This window comes from Enterococcus rivorum (genome assembly GCF_001742285.1).
Lineage (GTDB): Bacteria > Bacillota > Bacilli > Lactobacillales > Enterococcaceae > Enterococcus_L > Enterococcus_L rivorum.
On sequence record NZ_MIEK01000001.1, the window covers coordinates 14,812 to 33,883 of the forward strand.

Consider the following 19,072-nt stretch of genomic DNA (forward strand, 5'->3'; position numbering starts at 1 on the left):
AAGCACAAGAAGAACTCTTTTTGAAAATGAATTCCTCTAGAATATACGAGAAAGTAATTCACAAAAAAATAACTAAACGGAAGTAGATATACTTTCCATTTAGTTATTTCTATTATTTATAACAAATAGTTATGATCGAATATTACATCGATTTTGTAATTACCAATTTTTTCGTATACTTGCCGTTGAATTTCAACTCTCAATTCATAATCCGATAATTGAAATTTTACAGGGATCACCAAATCAAATAGAAGCTGGTTCTCCTCTTCATAATTAACAGTTCGAATATCATGGGCTCGTAAATCACTATGAATTCCTTTAATGATTTTTTTTAGTTCTTGGTGAATAAATTGTTGTTTTTGGTCATGCAAATTAACAGGATCAATATGACAAACCAATTCTACCCCTAATTCTTTTTTGAAATTCATTTCAATGGCATCAATTTTTTCATGCGCTTGGTTTAAATCCCAGCGATCATCAATTTCAATGTGAACAGAAGCAAATTTTTTATTAGGCCCATACTGATGAATGAGTAAATCATGATAGCCAACAATATTTTCTACAGAAGCCAGATGCTCTTTCATTGAGTCAATTTCTTCTTGATCTGGTCGCAAACCCATTAATTCATCAATAAATTCACGAATTAACTGCAATCCACTATAGATAATGTAACAAGCAATAAGTAACCCCACAAAACCGTCAATTTGTAATCCTGTAAATCCTTCGATACCCGCTGAAACTAAAACTGCCAGGGTCGTAAATACATCATTAAAACTATCTTTTGAAGCCGCAACTAAGGTATTAGAGTTAATTTTTTTAGCAACAGCTTTGTAAAATAGCCCTTGCCATACTTTAATAAGAATCGATAGTACTAAAATGATCAATACTATCGGTGTTACGCGTATACTCTGCGGATCTTTAATTCGCTCTATAGATGTTACAAAAAACTGAAAGCCTACAAATGTTATTAACAATGACACCATCATACCACTGATGTATTCAAAACGTTCATGACCATAAGGGTGTTCTTTATCTGCTGGTTTTCCAGCAATATGAAATCCTACTAACGTTAAAATTGAAGACAGCATATCTGAAAGACTGTTCATTGCATCTGCCATGATTGAAACACTGCCAGAAAACAGCCCTATCAATAGTTTACCTATAAATAAAAGAAAGTTTGACAGAAGTCCCATCTTTCCTGCAAAAGAACCAAAGGCATTTCTAAGATTTTGTTTCTTTTGTTTTTGACGATTTTCAAATCGCTTAATGAATAAAGTTATCATACATTTCCCTACCTACATTTAGAGTATAAAGAACACTATAACCTCTACCACTTCCTTTGTATAGTATAGCATCTATTTTATTAGTGAGTTCTTATTGTTTAGAAAACCCCAATTTGAATCCTCAGCACTGCTTGTTTTTTTCTTAGGTATACCTTGATTTTCCTAACTTATATTAGAGAAAAAAAGAAGCTACCCCTTAAGGCAACTTCATTTTTATTAATGAAACATATGACTTTCATGAGCAATAGCTTCCAATTTTCTTACTTTTTCAACAATATAAGGGTATGCTAATGTTCCAATGATACTAAATACAATCATGATCCCAAACATAATGAAAATGGCGTGCCATGCGTTTGGCCAATAAATTCCTCCCGCGGACTCTCTTAGTAAATTCACAGCATGAGTAAACGGCAAGAAGGGATTAATAAATTGGAAAAATTTTCCAGATACTTGGATTGGATAATTTCCACCACCGCCAGAGATAGAAAGTACTAAAATGATAATGGCAATCCCTTTTCCGACATTTCCAAAGAGAGCAGCCAACACATAAACCATCACCATAAATGTCAATGCAATTAACAGTGCAAAAATCACGCTGAAAAATACATTTTGAACATCAACACCTAGCAAGAAATAATTTCCTAAAGTAACGATTAAAGCTTGCGCTAGTCCTACAGTCATAAAGGTTAGCATTCGAGCTACGAATTGTTCCCGTTTTGAAAACTTCTCTTTATCCTTTTCATCTAGATGATAATCAGTTGCTAAAACACTAGAAAGTAAAACTGCTCCAACCCATAAACAAAGCGCTGTATAAAAAGGAGTACTTGCAGAACCATTATTAGCAATTGGATAAACCCTATTCTCGGCAATCTCTACAGGTTTCGTAAAGAAATCACTTTCCTTAGTTGCATCTAGCTTCAATAATTTTATTACTTCACCTAAATCAACTTGTTCTTCCCCTTTTCTAATAGCATCTGCTGCTTTATGCAAACCTGTTTTAATGCTTGGCCAGTCATTTACTATTAAGTCGTTTGCTTTATTTAACGCTGACTCTAGATCAGGCATTTTTTCATTGACGGTTGTTAATGTGCCGGTAATATCTTTTTTGATTCCTGGATAATCATTTTGAATAAATGACGCAGCTAGGCTTAATTTATTTTCAACTATAGGTAATTCATTATTGTACAGAGCTGCTCCTCTATTAATTCCATTAACAATCGTTTCCATGTTGCCATTTAGCATCAGGTTCGCATCATGAACTTCTTGCTTAATGGCAGGTAATTGTCCTTGATATTTTTCTAGAATGCCAATTGCATTAGAAACTGTTTTTTCAGTGGAGTTTAATAAGGCTTCAATATTTATTTGTTTTGCTTTACCTAGTAAATCCTGCGCTGTGCTGATCGTTGCAAGCAACTTATTCAATATATCATTAACTGTTGCAGCAATAGCAGCAGGGTCGATTGAACTAGCTACTCCATTGATAGCGTTGGATGTCGTTTGAATATCGTTTAGGAAAGCCGCAAGTTGGCTAGTATCAATATTATCTACATCGATGTTATCCACTTTAACCTTTAGACTTCCTAATAAAACACTAATCTGATTTAACTTATCAATAGTTGGCTGTAATTCCTGATTACCAGCTTCTTGCTGCATTTGAGTTAACATTTCAGCCAATTGTTGGGCAGCAAGCTGTTGCGTTCCTAAACTTTCAGAGAACTTTTGTAACACTTCTTTCAATTTTGCTCGTTCTTCTGGTGTTAAGTTACCATCGGCTAACATCTGTTGAATTTCACCAACGATAGAAGAGACGTTAGCAGTAATAGATTTAATCGCTTCTAAAGTTACCTTCACACTACTAGTAATTCCTGGTAAGGCATTTTGTAATTCTTTCGCACCATTGGCTGTCGCTGTTGCTAAACTATCTGCTTGATTTCCTAATTTTTGAATATCAGGAAGAGTCTGTTGCACCCCTTGAATGATTTGCAATCCTTGTTTCGCTTCTTCAATCCCTTCATTCATGGTTTGTTCCACTGAAGCAAAATCTTCATCAATCATAGCAATTTGTTTTCCAGCATTTTGAATTTCTGGTATTTTTTGTTGTAGTGTCAAAATAACTTTCGCTTGTTCTTTGATCATTGGCATTTTGCTGTTTAAATCCACAATCTTATTTCCCAAAGCGTCCACTTGAGGTAAATAATCCACAAACTCATTTGCTTTAGCAAGTTTCCCTTTTAATTCTGGTAACTTTCCGTGTAAATCAACAACTTGTTTCGTATATCCATCGATGGTTCCAATATTTTCATCCGTCGAAAGAATCATGTTCTTCACTTTATTAATGCTCAATAAATTAGAGTCTAAATCATAACCAACTTCATTAAAGACGCTAATCAATGTACTGCTCGCAGTTTTAATAAATTCATCTGTAATTTGTGCTTGTAAGGAAGAAGCTCCTTTTTCAGCAATTTTAGGTGCAATAGCATTAATTTTCTCATTAATTGAGTACTCTATCTTAGGTTTGTTAATTTCTCCTGTAGTGAAACTAATTAAATCTTTTGAAAAATCCTTTGGTAAATAAATGCCGGCAAAATATTTTCCTGATTTCACCCCTTCATCCAACTCTTTTTTTGAATGAACAAATTTCCATCCAAGTTGTTTATTCTCATGAAGATTATTAATTACCTCGTCACCAATATTTATTTTTTCATTATTGATTGTTGCTGTCTGATCATCACTATAAACTGCAATTGGTAACTCTCCAGTGTTCGAATACGGATCCCAAAGTGCTTCGATATTAAACCAAGCATAAAGTGATGGAATAACCATCAGTGCCACAATCAAAAATGCGGCAATGGGGTTTGTAAATAGTCGTTTCCAGTCTAATTTAAATAATTTAAATGTATTCTTTATATGATTCATTTTGCTCACCCGTTCTTATTAATTCCTGATTACTTTAGCACTTTAGCACAATTCTTTATTTAATAACAAATGAAAAAAATAAAATTTGTCTATTTCTACGACAGTTCCACTCAGTTGTCGTAATTTATAATGAATGATCATTAAAAAAGACTCACATTCCTAAAAAAAGACAAACCTTTTATACACGGCTTGCCTTCAAAACTTATTTCTATAACTTAGAAGAAAAATCAGATACTACTTTTTTTACTTCATCCACTGCCTCTGGTTTTAAATAAGACAAGGCTCTTGGTGTGACACCTATCAAATACATCTTATTCAATTCACCTGTCGATTTTCTATCCATTAGTTCCACTAACAAATGCTTCATATCTTCTTGATGTTCTGGTTTAGTCCGATCTAAAATAAAGGTATAAAACTTTTTTTCTGATGGCTTCATGGTTATCGCCTCCAATACTTTTCTCTATTATAGAACCTTTTCAAAAAAAAATGTAGCAATTCATCTTTTAACACAAAAAAAACAATAAAATAAAGCCTTCAATCCCTTGCTTCACCTTATTGCCTTTTCAATTATTGTTTGAATTTAGATCTTTTAACTACTTAAGCGCCATGTTTCTTCATCAGAAACTCGTAAGCAGCTCTACTAATAATTCCCATTGGCTGATTTATTCCAGGGTTAAAGAAAAAGTCTAGAGTCACTAATTCTTCTAGAGTCACTTCTTTGGCAATCGCTAAAGATAAAGTGTTAATTGACTGAGTAATATCTTTTTCAGACATTATTTGCCCACCAATAATTTTTTGACTTCCTTTAGCAAAGACTAATTTAATGTGAACCTCTTCTTGTTTCTTTATGAAAGGAAGTTGGTAAGGAATACTTATAAAAATACTCTCTACATCTATTCCTTCAAACTTCGCCTCTACTTCAGTTAAGCCTGAACTAGCAACATACAAACCAAATATCTTAGAGGCGGTCGTTTTCTGGGTTGTCAAATAACCCATTTTATTCCCTAGTACGTTCATTGCTGCCACTGTCGCACTGCGAGCCACATTGTTCACTAATGGTATGAAAGATTTCCTAAAACTGTTATGGATTGGATAAGAAATGACATCTCCAACAGCATAAACATCAGGATCACTTGTTTGCATCTGCTCATTCACTCTTATTGTTCCATTCGAATTTAAATCTAAAAAGTCTCCCACCAATGAAGTATCTGGTCGTGCATTTACAGCAACAATCACATAATCATTTCTAATTTCCTCATTTGTTGTTTGAGTAATAAACGAATCTTTCTCCGTTTCTTTAAATCCTAAAACACTCTCATTTAAGTGTAATTCAATATTATAGGACTCCATTCTTTGCTTAATAATTTCAGCAAGTTCTTTATCAATATATCGAAAAAGAACCGTATCAGCGCTTTCAATTAAATGAATCTCTTTATCTGAATTTTTTAGTCCCTCACATAGTTCAATCCCAATATATCCTCCACCAATAATAGATATCACTCTAGCTTCAGAAAAACGACTCAACACTTCGGTTGAACTAATATAATCTTTAAAGACTGTTACCTTATCTTTACTTGGTAATGTCAAATTCGTTGAAAATTGATTAGAGCCTGTTGCTAAGATTAATTTGTCATACCCTTCTTCATAAGAAATACTGTCATTGTTATAAAAAACTAACTTGCTATTTGAATCAATATGCAATACTTCTGAATTTAATAAAACCTTTATCCCCAGACATTCTAAGTCTGATGCCGATATATATCTTACATCATCTAAGTCATCAACAACATTCGTCATTTTCAAAACAAGACCACTTGAAACATAACTAATATTGTCTCTTTTTTCAATTAAAGTAACTTCTATCTGGGGATTCAATCTTTTCATTGTCACTACAGCTTGTATTCCTCCATGTGAGGCACCAATAACTACTACTTTCAATAAGATCTCTTCTCCCTCCGAATGAGTTAGCTCTATTTCAAAATAAAGCTAACAAGTATCTGTTATTATTATATATATATATTATTGAAATTGAAAATAAATATGCTAAAAACATACTTTTTCAAGTTGCGTATTGCCATTTCAACACGAATAAAGTATCCTTAAAGTGAGGTGTTGATTATGCTTAAACGAGATTTTTTAGAAAAACCTTACGATTATATGAATGATATCCTCTTATTTCTTTATAATAATCAAGGGAATGCAACAAAAAATGAATTAATTCATGAATTTCAAATCAGTTTACCTACACTGAATGAATATTTATCTTTTCTTCAAGTTTTTTTAGAAGAAAGTCAAATAGATGACCTAGTAACTGTTACTCTAGAGGGTGAAACGATTTCTTTAGTAAAGGCACCAACGTTCCCATTAAAAAAAATCGTTGTTCTCTTTCTTGAAAAATCAATCAAGTTTCAGATGGTCAATCAACTTTTCTTTAAAAATGAACTTAGTTCTGGCTATTTTCAATTGAATTATGCAATTAGTTCAGCAACCTATTATCGAAAAATTGCTGAATTAAATGAATTGCTAAAAGAATTTCACCTTCAAGTAAAACGAGGGAAATTAGTTGGTGAAGAAAAACAGATTCGTTACTTTTTCTTCAATTTCTTCTGGTTCCTATTTGAAGATAAATCTGATTTAGAAAAAGAAACGACTAATCAGTATTTAAGTTTTGTTGATATTTTAAAAGAATCATTAAATTTAACTTTTGATCCTACAGAAGTATTACAAATAAAATTGTGGATGAAAATTTCTTTTAAAAGATTAACAATAGACTCTGATATTTTAATGAGTCCAAATTATGACTATCCTGATCGACCACTATTTGAAGAAATCAACTTATCCGTACATACATATTTTAAAAAAATTGATCGTCCATATACTATTTATGAGGCCTATATGTTTTATGATTTCTTCTGCTCTATGAACAATTTTTCACCTAACTCTACTTTTGCCTTTCGTTTAGCTGAAAGACAACGAAAAGAGAGTTCCTATTTAAACTATATGAACAAAGCTATTTTGAAATATCTCAAACAACAAGGATATTTATCTAGTTATGCTTCATCGGCACGTTTATTATACATTGAGAACTTGCTATTCCAACTGCATTCACAGCTGTATTACTTTGATGGGTTCATCTTACCTTTTGACAATTGGACAATTAAATCCATTGTAAATGCTCATCGACACCCTTTTTCTGGAAATGAAGTCAGAGAATTGATGGATATCGCAACTGAAAAATTTGATCAAAATGCTGAAAAAAGCAATTACAAAAACAAGTTCACAGAAATACATTATACGATTATATTAAATCACATTGCCGAACTAAATGAAGAAAAAATATCCATTGGTGTCTATCATTCACTTAATCCTTTTATCGCTGAACTAGTGATTCAACATTTATCAAATGTTTTAGGACACAAATATCCTATTAAAGCAGAACCTTTCGCAGATGATAGCCACTATGATATCCTTTTATCAAACATTTACAGTGATATTATCTCTGAGAAACAAGAACTTGTATACATTTTTTCAGATATAGGAAATAACTATGATATGTTAGAAGTGGAAAAATTAATTGTTGATTTAATTGAAACAAGATAATTATAACAACGTATAATAACAATAATTATTTTAGTCTAACTGCATTATAACAGAGAACATTCTTTCATTGTTCTCTGTTTTCTTTATCCCAGTGAAATTTAATGAGAATTTCCTACTTCCATAGATACTAGTAGCTTCACTCAACAAATCCCTTACCTCCAAATAAATGATAGCGGTTAACTTATTTTTTTCTGAGAAAAATAGAGGATTGTTATATTTGAAAAAAGAAAAACAAAATAACAATCTTTTCTTTCTACTTTATCCAACTCATTTGATTAAATGGAGCAAATCTAAACGATACAACGCCCTCAATTGATGAATTATTGACCAGACCAAATTCTCTGCTATCACTTGAATTTTCTCGATTGTCTCCCAACACAAAATAAAAGTCCTTAGGAATCTTTTTCATTTCTGTTAACTGTTCAGTAGCATCTTTAGAAATATTTACTTTAATCGTACCATCTGGCAACTGATTCGCAAAAGTTAGGTCTTTAGGTATTGTCGTTGTCTGTTGATTAATAAATAGATACTTGTCCTCTAACCAGATTAAATCTCCTGGCATACCTATTACCCTTTTAACATATTGAAACTCACTTGCCACTGGAGGTTTAAAAGTAATCACATCATAGCGATTAATTTCTTTTGTTCTTCTGACAATTACTCGATCCTTATTTTTAAGAGTAGGATTCATTGAATTTCCTTCAACCATATGTGGTGATGTATTTAAAATAAAAAGAAAAACAAGGATTGTAACAATTAAAATTGGTAGAGAAAATTTGATAATTTCTATAATATTTCTAACTCTTCGCTTCTTCTCTCTTAATCTGATTTGTTCTTTCGTTAGCTTCCTGCGTTTCTTTTTTCTTACTTTCGTTTTACTCTTTGTAGAAGTGGTTGGTTTCTTTCTTTCATTTACTTCAGATTTCTTCTTACTTGGTCTATTTTCAGTATTTTCTGTTCTTTCCATCACCTTATGTCTTTTCTCTCCATTTTTTTATTTTTCTTACTCTTAATTTTTAAAATCAAATCTTTTGTTTATTTGCATTAGATTATCTGTTTGCCTTTGTTTTTGTTTTTTTACAATTACTTTACTAAGTTTTTTTTCAAATAAAACAAGCTATTTCTCTTTCAGAATACCAGATAAAAAATTCTTTTGCCAAAAATGCGCTTAACTGTTTCCAAATTATAAAATTTGGAACTTTATTCAGCTTAATAACTATTATATCATGAACAAACAAGTTTCATACTAAATTTCAGTAATTTAGACTATTTTTATTGGTCTTTTTGCTTTCATATTTTAAATTTAGAGGCAAATAAAAAAGACGCAAACAGCTTTTTGCGTCTTTAAAAATAAATGGTTATGGATTATAAGATAGTTCCTGACCTTCAATAATAAAACTATTGCTAAGCTGATTTTCATTCATAAGCGTAGTTAAAGACAAGCCAGTTTCTTGAGCAATTTCCCATAATGTTTGTCCTGGTTTAACAATGTAACTATTCTTAGGACTATTCTTTTCATCAGCCGTTATCACAGCTTCTTTCTCTGATGACGAGGTTTGTTGACTCTCACCCTTTGGAATATCCTGTGGTGTTTCAGTAGGCGCAGGTGGCTGTGGCAAAACTACTCCACTATTCCCAGAAACTGGCACTGCTGCCTGTTTTCCCTCTGGCGAGACAGAGGCAGCTAACAGCAATGAATTATTCGTAAAATAAAAGATGGAACCAAACAATACGCATGAAAAAAGCAAGCTGTAAATATTTTTTTTATCAAACTTCTTTTTCATACTGTTCTCCTCCATTCTTCTTCTTAGTTCCCTGTTTTATCTAAACGAGAAAGTTTTCCTAAGCGTTCTTCTAATTCACGATAAATTGTCATGATTTCATTTTTAGACTCTTCAACTTCATTTGAGATATTTTTAGCACGGTTTCCAATATTTAGCATTTCAAGTTCTGCAGAATTAATCATATGTTTTGCTTCAACTTGCGCCTCACTGATAATACGGTTAGCTTCTTTCTTCGCTGAAACCATTACCTCACCAATTTCTTGTTGAGATTTAAGTGCTTCTTCTTGTAAGGATTGGTTTTTTAATAGCAGATCATTGATTTGTTGTTTTGCTTGTAGTAATTCTGCTAATTGTCCACTCTTAACTTCACCAGTTGTTGAAACATTACGCAATGCTTCTAATTCTTCTTTCAAATGGTCAAATTCTGCTTCTTTTTCTTTAGATTGCTCTCTTAAAACAGATAATTCAGATTCAAAAATATTTTTTTGGATTGAATACTTATCATTTAAGCCTTGAATGCGACCCAATGATATTTCTAATTCATTTTTCGCTTTTAGAACAGACTCTAATTCATGTTTCAATTCATCTAAACGACCATTTTCTGTTGCAGATTCTGGGTTTTCTAATAAACTAACTTCTTTATCTCTTAATTGAGTATTTTCTTCTTTCAATTTCGCAATTTGTTCTTGAAGAGCAGCTACTTTATTCGTCAAATCTTGGTTTTCTGTTTCAGTGTTCTCAAGTTTTCCATTCAATGATTCTAATTCCATTTTCACCGTCTCCAATACATCTTCTTTTTCTGTTAAAAGCTCTTTAGATATTAGTTGTTCGCTTAATTCATTAATTTCTTTTTCTTTCTCAGTAATCTTCTGATTTAACTCTTGTTCTTTCTCACCAATTGCTGATTCTAAAACAGAAATTTGTTCTTTTGCTATTGAATTTTCTTTGCTTAGTGCTTCTAATTGCGCTTTAACACGGTTTAGTTCTTCTAAAGCAACAGTTGATTCAGTAGATGTCGTTGTTGCTTGTAAATCCACAAGTTCTGCATCTCTTTTGGTTAGAAGCGTCGTTAATTCTTCATTTTGTTCTTTCAACTCTTCTATTTCATCTTGATGACTTTCTAATTTAAAAGCTAATTGTCGGTTTTGTTGGCTTAAACGAAAATTTTCTTCCTCATTTTTTTCAAACTCAATTTCTCTTGCTCTAAAGCTTTCTAGTTGTTCTCTTAAATAGTTAATCTCTTGCTCCTGTTGTGCAATACGAGCACTACTTGATACGGTAGATGTCGTCTCTATATCAGGGTCATTACTGAAATCAAATTCTTGTGTTAATTCTTCATCAGAAACTTCATTAATTTTTTTAATTAAGCGTCTCTTTGCCATTTAAATCGCACCTCATTTTTTCTTTCGTTTACTTTTCTAACTCTATCTTTTCTAAGTTTCCTTCTTTTGAAGGTCTTGAATAAACAATCGCTTTTTTTGATAAGGTATTTGTTTTATCACGATATGTAAAATTAAAATCTAGCATAGTTATTTCTTTTATTGGGGCTAATTCTTTTGCAAAAACTTCAACATTTTTTTCAGCCGTTTCAAATCCCTGATCTCTTAACGAAGAAGAGAAAATAGATAATGTTAATGATTTGGTATTATTACTTTTTAAAATCGTTGCATTAATTTCACCAAAAAATGGTTGCCAATCTCTTGATAATTGGATTTCATAATTTGTTAAGGCTGTTGCATCTCGACTTTCTACAACCTTGTTCCAAGGAAACTCAGTAAGCTTCAGAGCATTTTCTTTATAACTTTCTACTGTAATACTCGAACTTCCTGCACCAGAACTTTTGATTTCTTCAACTTTTAATTCTAAATCCTTAGTCTCTTGTCTTAAAACATTCTGATTATAGAAAACACCAGCGAATAATAAACTAAACATGACTGTTCCAGCCATAAGAAAAATCAATGACCGATTGTTTTCTTGATGTTTATAAAAATTAATTTTTCGCTTCATTTTTGGATTATCAGAATCTAAACTTTCTAATTGGACTCTAACATACAACTGGTAACTAAAAAACGCAAGTAATAATGCTACCAGTATAACCATAACAATCATTATCAAAATTACAAACCCCTTTACTTCTTAATAAAAAACGATAAAATCTATACAAGTCAAAGTTACTCATTTTCCCCCAATTATACATAATCCATTGTAACATTACACTTCGTCCTTGCCAACTTTTTTTATCAAATTATTTTGGTATTATGTCGTATAATAGCGAAAAACCAGCTATTTTTGTGGACATTATCTATAGTTTTCAACTAAATATGCTTAATTTTCCTTTTTACGACTATTATCCTATTCAAATAATAGAAAAAAGCACCTATAAAAGTAGGGGTTACCTATCTTTCAGGTGCATTTAACTTTGTCAAAATAAGAAAATGATTTATCCGACAAATTTCTATTTCTTTTCTAAGTTTTAAATCTATGGACTCACTTTACCTACCAACAACAGCGCCCCAATAAGTATAATTTTTCATCCTTCTTGATGAAAGTCACAGCGTTTAATTCAAAATAATTAACACTTATGTTAAAAGAATGGTTCTAATATTGGCATCTTACATTTTTATATTCAAATATATGTAATAAGCCCTTCCCCGTCTATCTCCGCAGATAAAATCCCCACACTAACACCTAATGCGCGATCCACTGTTTCCATAATAGATATGTCTAAATGACAGACCTTTTCTTTTAATCGAATTTTATCTATTGTTCTAATTTGTTCTAAGAGAATAACTGAGTCACGCTCTATCCCTGTCTCTTCTGATTTGATTCCGATATGTGTTGGTAATTTTGGCTTAGCCATTTTTGCAGTAATTGCAGCTACGATAATCGTTGGGCTAAAATGATTACCTAAATTATTTTGTATGACAAGTACTGGCCTAACTCCCCCTTGCTCTGAACCAACAACAGGGGACAGGTCCGCAAAATATATGTCGCCACGTTTGACCATAGCGAACCTCCTATTCTATCTATATTCTCTCGGTATACGTTCAGAAAAAGTACATGCTACTTCATAGTGAATTGTACCAAGTTGCTCAGCCACCATTTGCATTGTAATCTCTTTTTTCTTATTTTTACCTATTAAAGTTACTTCAGTGCCAACTGCTACTGGCTTAATCAGACGAATCATACATTGATCCATACAAATACGACCGACAATTTCACAATGTTCTCCATCGACTAATACTTCAAACCCTTGCATATGTCTTAACCAACCATCTGCGTAACCAATAGGAACGGTACCAATCCATTCTGTTCCAGAAGTTACATACTCCTTACCATAGCCAATTCCTGAATCTACAGGTAACTCTTTTATCTGTATCAATTTAGAAACTAACGTTAGAGCTGATTTCAGCGTATAGGGAGACGGTAACAAGTCCCCTGATGGATTAAGGCCATACATCGCAATACCAAAACGAATCATGTTACTTGTAACTTGCTTATGCCAAAGGGCGGTTGCACTATTTTCGACATGAATATAACGTGGCTTTTCTTCTAGTGCATCAAGAATTTCTTGGAAACATTGCACTTGCTTTTGAAAATAAGTATCATCTGACTCATCTGCTGTAGAAAAATGTGTAAACAGACCTTCCCAAATAAAATGGTCTTCTGATTTTATTGTTTGAATCGCTTGTAATGTTGCACTTTTTGATAAAAACCCAATTCTTCCCATCCCTGTATCGACTTTTATATGTACTTTTAACAACACTTTTTCATCCATATTTTTTAGATAGTCTGATGCAAGTTCTAGCCATTCTTGGGTTGCTACGGTTATAGATAAGTCATACTTAATCAACAATTCTATATAGGAACTATCGACAACGCTTAAGATTAAAATTGGTTCTTTTATCCCCGCTTCTCTCAATTCAATTGCCTCATCCAATAACGCTACACAAAAACCTGTGGCTCCGCCTATTTTCGCCGCTTTAGCGGTTTCAACTGCGCCATGGCCATAACCGTTTGCTTTTACAACAGCAAAAAGTTCTGAATCATTAGGCAATCGTTTTATTTCATTGCTAACATTTTCAATGATTGCTTTTTTGTCTATAATGATTTTTGTAGGCCGATGCCAACCAATAACCATATGTCCCCTTCTCTCCAACTGTTTACTTTAAAACACTACTCTTCTAAGATAATCTGTCCAACAGCTATTGTATCAGTATGTGAAATAGAAACAAATACTGAACCTGAATGAGGTGATTTAGTTACTTTAGGAGCACCACTTCTTTCTTTTAATATTTCTATGTCTTGAAACCCCACAGATCCAATCCCTGTTCCTAGAGCTTTTGAAAAAGCCTCTTTACATGCAAAACGTCCTGCTAAAAATTCTACTTGACGCCTGTATGACAAACTTTCAAAAAGTATCAACTCTTTATCAGTTAAAACTCTTTTTACAAAAGACGACTTCTCTGATACTATTTTTTCAATTCTGGAGAGTTCTACAATGTCAATTCCAATTCCTTTTATCATTTTCTTTGAGCCCTCTTTTTGAATTTAATAAATTAACTCTATTTTATCAAATTTTCACAAATTTTCCATACATTATTGCAAAATTAACAAAAATGAAAGTTCCTCTTCGAAAAGAGGAACTTTCATTTCATTTTTTGAGCCTAGTTGCCACGGATGACAAACCCTCTTTTTTTATCGTTCGTTCGTTTTGATGAGCTTGAATTTTTATTTTTATTGTAGCCGCCACTGCCGCCTTTGTTGTTTTTACCACCGCGGTAGCTACCGTTTCCGTCTTTACGTTTGCGGCTATTTCCGCCACCTTGACGATTATTTTTGTTGAATCCTTTTTTGTTTGATGGTAATGGACGTTCTGGCGTAATTTTAACCGGAACAGCATCTGTAGGATCTTTAGAAACTGTTTTTAATAATAATGCAGCTAAATCTTCAGCTGAATATTTTTCTAACAAGTTTTCAGCAGATGCAAGGTATTTTTCCAACCCATTTTCTTCTAATTTTGTTTCAACTGTTTCAATTGCAGCACCTAATTGACCTTTAAATGCTTCTGTTTCACTTGGTGGACGTAATGGTGTCATACGTTTTTTTGTTAACTCTTCAATAACATGTAGGTAGCCCATTTCATTTGGTGTTACAAATGTTACAGACATTCCGCCTTTTCCAGCACGTCCTGTACGACCAATACGGTGAACATAGCTTTCTGGATCTTGTGGAATATCATAGTTGTAAACATGAGTAACGCCAGAAATATCCAAACCACGAGCGGCAACGTCAGTCGCAACTAGAATATCCAAGTTTCCACCTTTAAATGAACGTAAAACGCTCATTCTTTTTTGTTGTGATAAGTCACCATGGATTCCTTCAGCTTTATAGCCACGAGCTTCTAGGCCACGTGCTAGTTCATCTACACGACGTTTTGTACGACCAAATACGATTGTTAATTCTGGTGTTTGCACATCTAATAAACGAGTCATAATATCAAATTTTTCAAAGTCTTTTGAACGAACGTAATATTGATCGATTAAATCAGCAGTCATTTCTTTTGCTTTGATTTTTACATGATGTGGATCATTCATGAATTTCACACCAATATTTTTAATCGCAGCTGGCATTGTTGCAGAAAATAGTAATGTTTGACGTTCAGATGGTACTTTTGAAATAATTTTTTCAATGTCTTCCAAGAATCCCATATTCAACATTTCATCTGCTTCATCTAATACTAACGTTTCAACGGTTTCTAGTTTTAACGTACGACGATTGATGTGATCTAATAGACGTCCTGGTGTTCCAACTACAATATGTGGATTTTCTTTCAGTCCGCGAATTTGGCGACCGATATCTGCTCCACCATAGACAGCTTGAACACGAATCTTTTTGTCTCTTCCTAAGCGATACAATTCTTCTTGTGTTTGGATAGCTAATTCACGTGTTGGTGCAATAACTAGTCCTTGAAGTGAACGATTTTGTGTATCAATTTTGTTAAGCATTGGTAATCCAAATGCAGCTGTTTTACCAGTACCTGTTTGCGCTTGACCGATAACGTCTTTTCCTTCTAATGCTAATGGAATTGTTTCTTCCTGAATGGGTGTTGCTTCCTCAAAACCTGAACGTTCGACTGCTGTTAATAATTCTTGTGCTAAACCAAGTTCTCTAAATTTCAAATGATATCCTCCTAGATTTGTTGTTATTAGAAAAAGACTCATTTTTTTCTTTTTCTAAATTTGAAGGTGATTTTACATTTATCAGTATCGAAAGAATTGTGAATTGACCCTATATCTTCAATTTTAGATTTCCTCTACTTTGAATGAGAGCGTTTCTTCTCTCTTCATAACATGTGCATGGTACATGGCTTTATAGAGTAATCCCAATGCTTTCTAATTGATTTTACCGAAAAATCCACCTTATGAAGTTCTATGGCACTAGAAAAGCCAAACGATGTCGTTCAGCTCTTTTACTTTTTATATGATAGAAAATAGTTTTCCTTCTTTGCTATCTTTCTTGTCACTTCAATCTTTCGGCAATAGGTCATTCTATCATAGATTTGTATTTTCAGCAAGTTTATTGGTTTTCATTTTCAAGAAGTTAGTTCACTAACTACTTGATTTAATCCCATCCCATTACTTGCTTTTAAAACAACCATATCATTGGCTTTCAATGTTGTCTTTAATTTATCTATCAATTCTCTTTTTTCTTCTTTAGTAAAATAAAATAAATTCTCTGGCGAATATTTTCCAACTAGTTCTAAATATAGCTCTTTCATTACTTCTCCATAGACGAAAACAGTTGAAATTTCTGATGGATTTAAGAAAGCACTCATCGAACGATGCATTTCCCCTTCATCAGGTCCAAGCTCTAACATATCTCCTAAGACAGCCACTCGGTTCCCAGTTGTAGGCATTTGGCAAAAACTTTCTAATACTAAGCCCATGGCAGTAGGATTTGCATTATAAACATCACTTAAAATTTCTATTCCTTCTGGTGATTTAAGCCATTCTGTTCGATTTTTTGTCAATTGAAAAGAAGCTAAACCACGAGTAATTTCTGCTTCTGTCAAACCATACCAACGACCAATCGCAATGGCAATGAGTGCATTGGTTACGTTATAGCTTCCTGGTACAGGAATCGAAAATAGCGAATCTAATCCTTTCACACGAAAAATCGTCTTTTCTTTTTCTAGCGTAATCGTTTCGGCTGTGTAATCTGCGTCCTTTTCCAGACCAAAGGTTTCTACTTTTTGAGTTACATTTTTTAAAATTGGTAATAATAATGGTTCGTTCTCCGGAACAATTAACAGACCATTTAAGGATAGCCCCGCTACAATTTCCATTTTTGTTTGCGCAATACCTTCTCGAGAACCTAAATTTTCAACATGAGCCTCTCCAATCATTGTAATCGCAGCAACTTCTGGACGAGCTAATTTCGATAGAAAAGAAATTTCTCCCGCATGATCCATGCCCATTTCAAGGATTAATTTTTCTGTATTATCTGGCATTTGCAAAATGGTGTATGGCAAACCGATATCATTATTGTAGTTACCTTGCGTTTTATACGTATGGAACTTTTCAGAGAGAACCGCTTCTGTCATATCTTTAGTCGTTGTTTTACCATTACTTCCAGTTATCGCAATCACTGAAGGGGCTTTTTTTAATACGTAGTAAACTGCTAATTCTTGCATAGCACTTAAAGTATCTTCTACTTGTATAATCGGAAACCCTTCTGGGGCTAAATCTTCTGACCAACTCCAAAAAGTTGCTTTAGCTCCTTTTTCGATTGCTCCGTTAATGAACTTGTGCCCATCGCTTTCTCCTTTTAACGGAACGAACAGATCTCCTAATTTCATTTTGCGACTATCAAATTCGACTCCTACCACTTCAAAATTAGGCCATTTTTTCCAATCATTTGTTGCTTGTACCGCTTGAGCAATTTCCCAAAAAGTAAGTTCCATTATTTTTTTCTCCTTCTAAAAAACGACTATATAGTAAAAACAGAAGCAATTAGCTAATAATTCAAGTAAAACAATAAATATCGACTGAACACTTTGAAACAGTTTGCTTTCCATTTCGTGTGCTTCTATCAATTATTATCCATTTTCCTGACTTATCAGAGCAAATCGCTTCTGTCCAATCTCTCAATATCCAACTATTTAGGAAATGGTCATTCTTATCCTAGTTAGTTCTTAAAAAATTCTTGTCTTTGTTTAAATCGATTCAGCCCTAGTTGAATCAGTTCTTCAATTAAGTCACCATATTTTAAGCCCATATTCTCCCAAAGTAAAGGATACATACTGAATTGAGTAAAACCTGGCATTGTATTAAGCTCATTTAAAAACAGCTCGTTTTTGTTAGTTAAAAAGAAATCACAACGACTTAGGCCACTTCCGTCTAAGATTGTGTATGCTTTCTTAGCAGATTCTTGCGCTTTTTGGTGAACCTCATCTGGAATTTCAGCAGGAATTTGCATCGTAATTTGATTATCAATATATTTGGAATTGTAATCATAAAACTCTACATCTTTCACAATTTCACCTGCTAAGGTCGTTCTCACGTCTTCATTCCCTAGAATTGCAATTTCAATTTCTCTTGCTTCTAGCCCTTGTTCAACAATGGCTCTTGAATCATAACGGTAGGCTTCTTCCAAAGCATTTTGTAATTCTTCTCGATTCTCTGCTTTACTAATGCCGACACTTGAACCTAGATTAGCTGGTTTAACAAATACAGGATAAATTAATGAACCTTCACATTGTTCAAAAATTTTCTTAGGATTTTCTTTCCATTGACTCTTTAGAACAGGAACAAATGGTACTTGCTGAATTCCTGCTGCTTGTAATAAATACTTCGTCATTATCTTGTCCATTGCTGTCGCACTAGCTAAAACTCCAGCTCCAACATAGGGCATTCCTAGTACTTCTAAAAAGCCTTGAATCGTTCCATCTTCACCATTTGGACCATGTAAAACAGGAAAGACAATCGCTTCTTCCTCTTTAATTTCACATGGAGAAATCAACTGACCTGTAATAACTTTCGCGTCATTGCCTTGTTCTGCCCAATTTAAGTGAAGGACATCTTCATTTTCAGGTTTTTCAGCCAACAATGGTCCCTTAACCCAATCTCCATCTTTACTAATAAATACTAATTGAACTTGATAATAATTATAGTATATTGCATTTAAAACAGAGTAGGCAGATAACAACGAAACATCATGCTCTCCACTTCTGCCACCATACAGCAAAATAATCTTCAAATGCTTTTCCTCCTATACTTCAATCTGTTCCTTGATTAAAACACTCTTTCATATTTTAGCATAAAAGCGCTATTTATAATAGGAACGATCAAAAATAATTGCTTATGCATTCTCTAAAAAAACGAGAGATTATAATGTAAACTTTTTTTCCATATTTTTCAAGTTTTTTTAAGAAAAAGATTCTCTAAATTTTCTATAGCAGGTAATTTATTGCCATCTTTTTAAAAA

At 33.0% G+C, this 19,072-nt stretch carries 15 protein-coding genes; 1 reads left to right on the top strand and 14 read right to left on the bottom strand.

Annotated features, from left to right (window positions below):
* Positions 1-116 precede the first annotated feature (116 nt).
* From BCR26_RS00080 to BCR26_RS00095, 4 genes are all read right to left on the bottom strand, one after another.
* Positions 117-1,283 (bottom strand): cation diffusion facilitator family transporter, encoded by a 1,167-nt coding sequence (locus BCR26_RS00080; RefSeq protein WP_069696919.1) that lies wholly within the window; start codon positions 1,281-1,283, stop codon positions 117-119.
* 216 nt (positions 1,284-1,499) lie between these two features.
* Positions 1,500-4,199: a YhgE/Pip domain-containing protein gene (locus tag BCR26_RS00085; protein WP_069696920.1), complete on the bottom strand. Its 2,700-nt coding sequence runs from the start codon at positions 4,197-4,199 to the stop codon at positions 1,500-1,502.
* A gap of 208 nt (positions 4,200-4,407) precedes the next feature.
* On the bottom strand, positions 4,408-4,635 hold the full coding sequence (locus BCR26_RS00090; protein WP_069696921.1) for a hypothetical protein: 228 nt from the start codon (positions 4,633-4,635) through the stop codon (positions 4,408-4,410).
* Between the two features lie 161 nt (positions 4,636-4,796).
* Positions 4,797-6,137, bottom strand: a complete 1,341-nt coding sequence (locus tag BCR26_RS00095) for an FAD-dependent oxidoreductase (protein WP_069696922.1) — start codon at positions 6,135-6,137, stop codon at positions 4,797-4,799.
* A 180-nt stretch (positions 6,138-6,317) separates the two neighbouring features.
* Between BCR26_RS00095 and BCR26_RS00100 the strand changes: the two genes are divergently transcribed.
* On the top strand, positions 6,318-7,799 hold the full coding sequence (locus tag BCR26_RS00100; protein ID WP_069696923.1) for a helix-turn-helix domain-containing protein: 1,482 nt from the start codon (positions 6,318-6,320) through the stop codon (positions 7,797-7,799).
* Between the two features lie 253 nt (positions 7,800-8,052).
* On the opposite strand, the gene lepB is transcribed toward BCR26_RS00100, so the two are convergent.
* From lepB to BCR26_RS00150, 10 genes are all read right to left on the bottom strand, one after another.
* Positions 8,053-8,766: a signal peptidase I gene (gene lepB, locus BCR26_RS00105; protein WP_069696924.1), complete on the bottom strand. Its 714-nt coding sequence runs from the start codon at positions 8,764-8,766 to the stop codon at positions 8,053-8,055.
* 391 nt (positions 8,767-9,157) lie between these two features.
* A complete protein-coding gene (locus tag BCR26_RS00110) occupies positions 9,158-9,583 on the bottom strand; it encodes a LysM peptidoglycan-binding domain-containing protein (protein WP_069696925.1) in 426 nt (141 codons plus the stop codon).
* A 23-nt stretch (positions 9,584-9,606) separates the two neighbouring features.
* Positions 9,607-10,965, bottom strand: coding sequence for a coiled-coil domain-containing protein (locus BCR26_RS00115; RefSeq protein ID WP_069696926.1), 1,359 nt, complete (start codon positions 10,963-10,965; stop codon positions 9,607-9,609).
* A 28-nt stretch (positions 10,966-10,993) separates the two neighbouring features.
* A complete protein-coding gene (locus BCR26_RS00120; protein WP_245341864.1) occupies positions 10,994-11,692 on the bottom strand; it encodes a hypothetical protein in 699 nt (232 codons plus the stop codon).
* 517 nt (positions 11,693-12,209) lie between these two features.
* The gene (locus BCR26_RS00125) at positions 12,210-12,590 is read right to left on the bottom strand and encodes a type II toxin-antitoxin system PemK/MazF family toxin (RefSeq protein ID WP_069696927.1); all 381 of its coding nucleotides are present in this window, start codon (positions 12,588-12,590) and stop codon (positions 12,210-12,212) included.
* A gap of 15 nt (positions 12,591-12,605) precedes the next feature.
* Positions 12,606-13,724 carry an alanine racemase gene (alr, locus tag BCR26_RS00130; RefSeq protein WP_069696928.1) on the bottom strand — a complete coding sequence of 373 codons (1,119 nt, stop codon included), beginning with the start codon at positions 13,722-13,724 and terminating at the stop codon, positions 12,606-12,608.
* 35 nt (positions 13,725-13,759) lie between these two features.
* Complete coding sequence (gene acpS, locus BCR26_RS00135; protein WP_069696929.1) at positions 13,760-14,110, bottom strand: holo-ACP synthase; 351 nt, start codon at positions 14,108-14,110, stop codon at positions 13,760-13,762.
* A gap of 140 nt (positions 14,111-14,250) precedes the next feature.
* A complete protein-coding gene (gene cshA / locus BCR26_RS00140) occupies positions 14,251-15,765 on the bottom strand; it encodes a degradosome RNA helicase CshA (protein ID WP_069696930.1) in 1,515 nt (504 codons plus the stop codon).
* Between the two features lie 413 nt (positions 15,766-16,178).
* The gene (locus BCR26_RS00145; protein ID WP_069696931.1) at positions 16,179-17,549 is read right to left on the bottom strand and encodes a UDP-N-acetylmuramoyl-tripeptide--D-alanyl-D-alanine ligase; all 1,371 of its coding nucleotides are present in this window, start codon (positions 17,547-17,549) and stop codon (positions 16,179-16,181) included.
* A 224-nt stretch (positions 17,550-17,773) separates the two neighbouring features.
* Entirely contained in the window at positions 17,774-18,844 is a 1,071-nt protein-coding gene (locus tag BCR26_RS00150; RefSeq protein WP_069696932.1) for a D-alanine--D-alanine ligase, read from the bottom strand.
* Positions 18,845-19,072 lie beyond the last annotated feature (228 nt).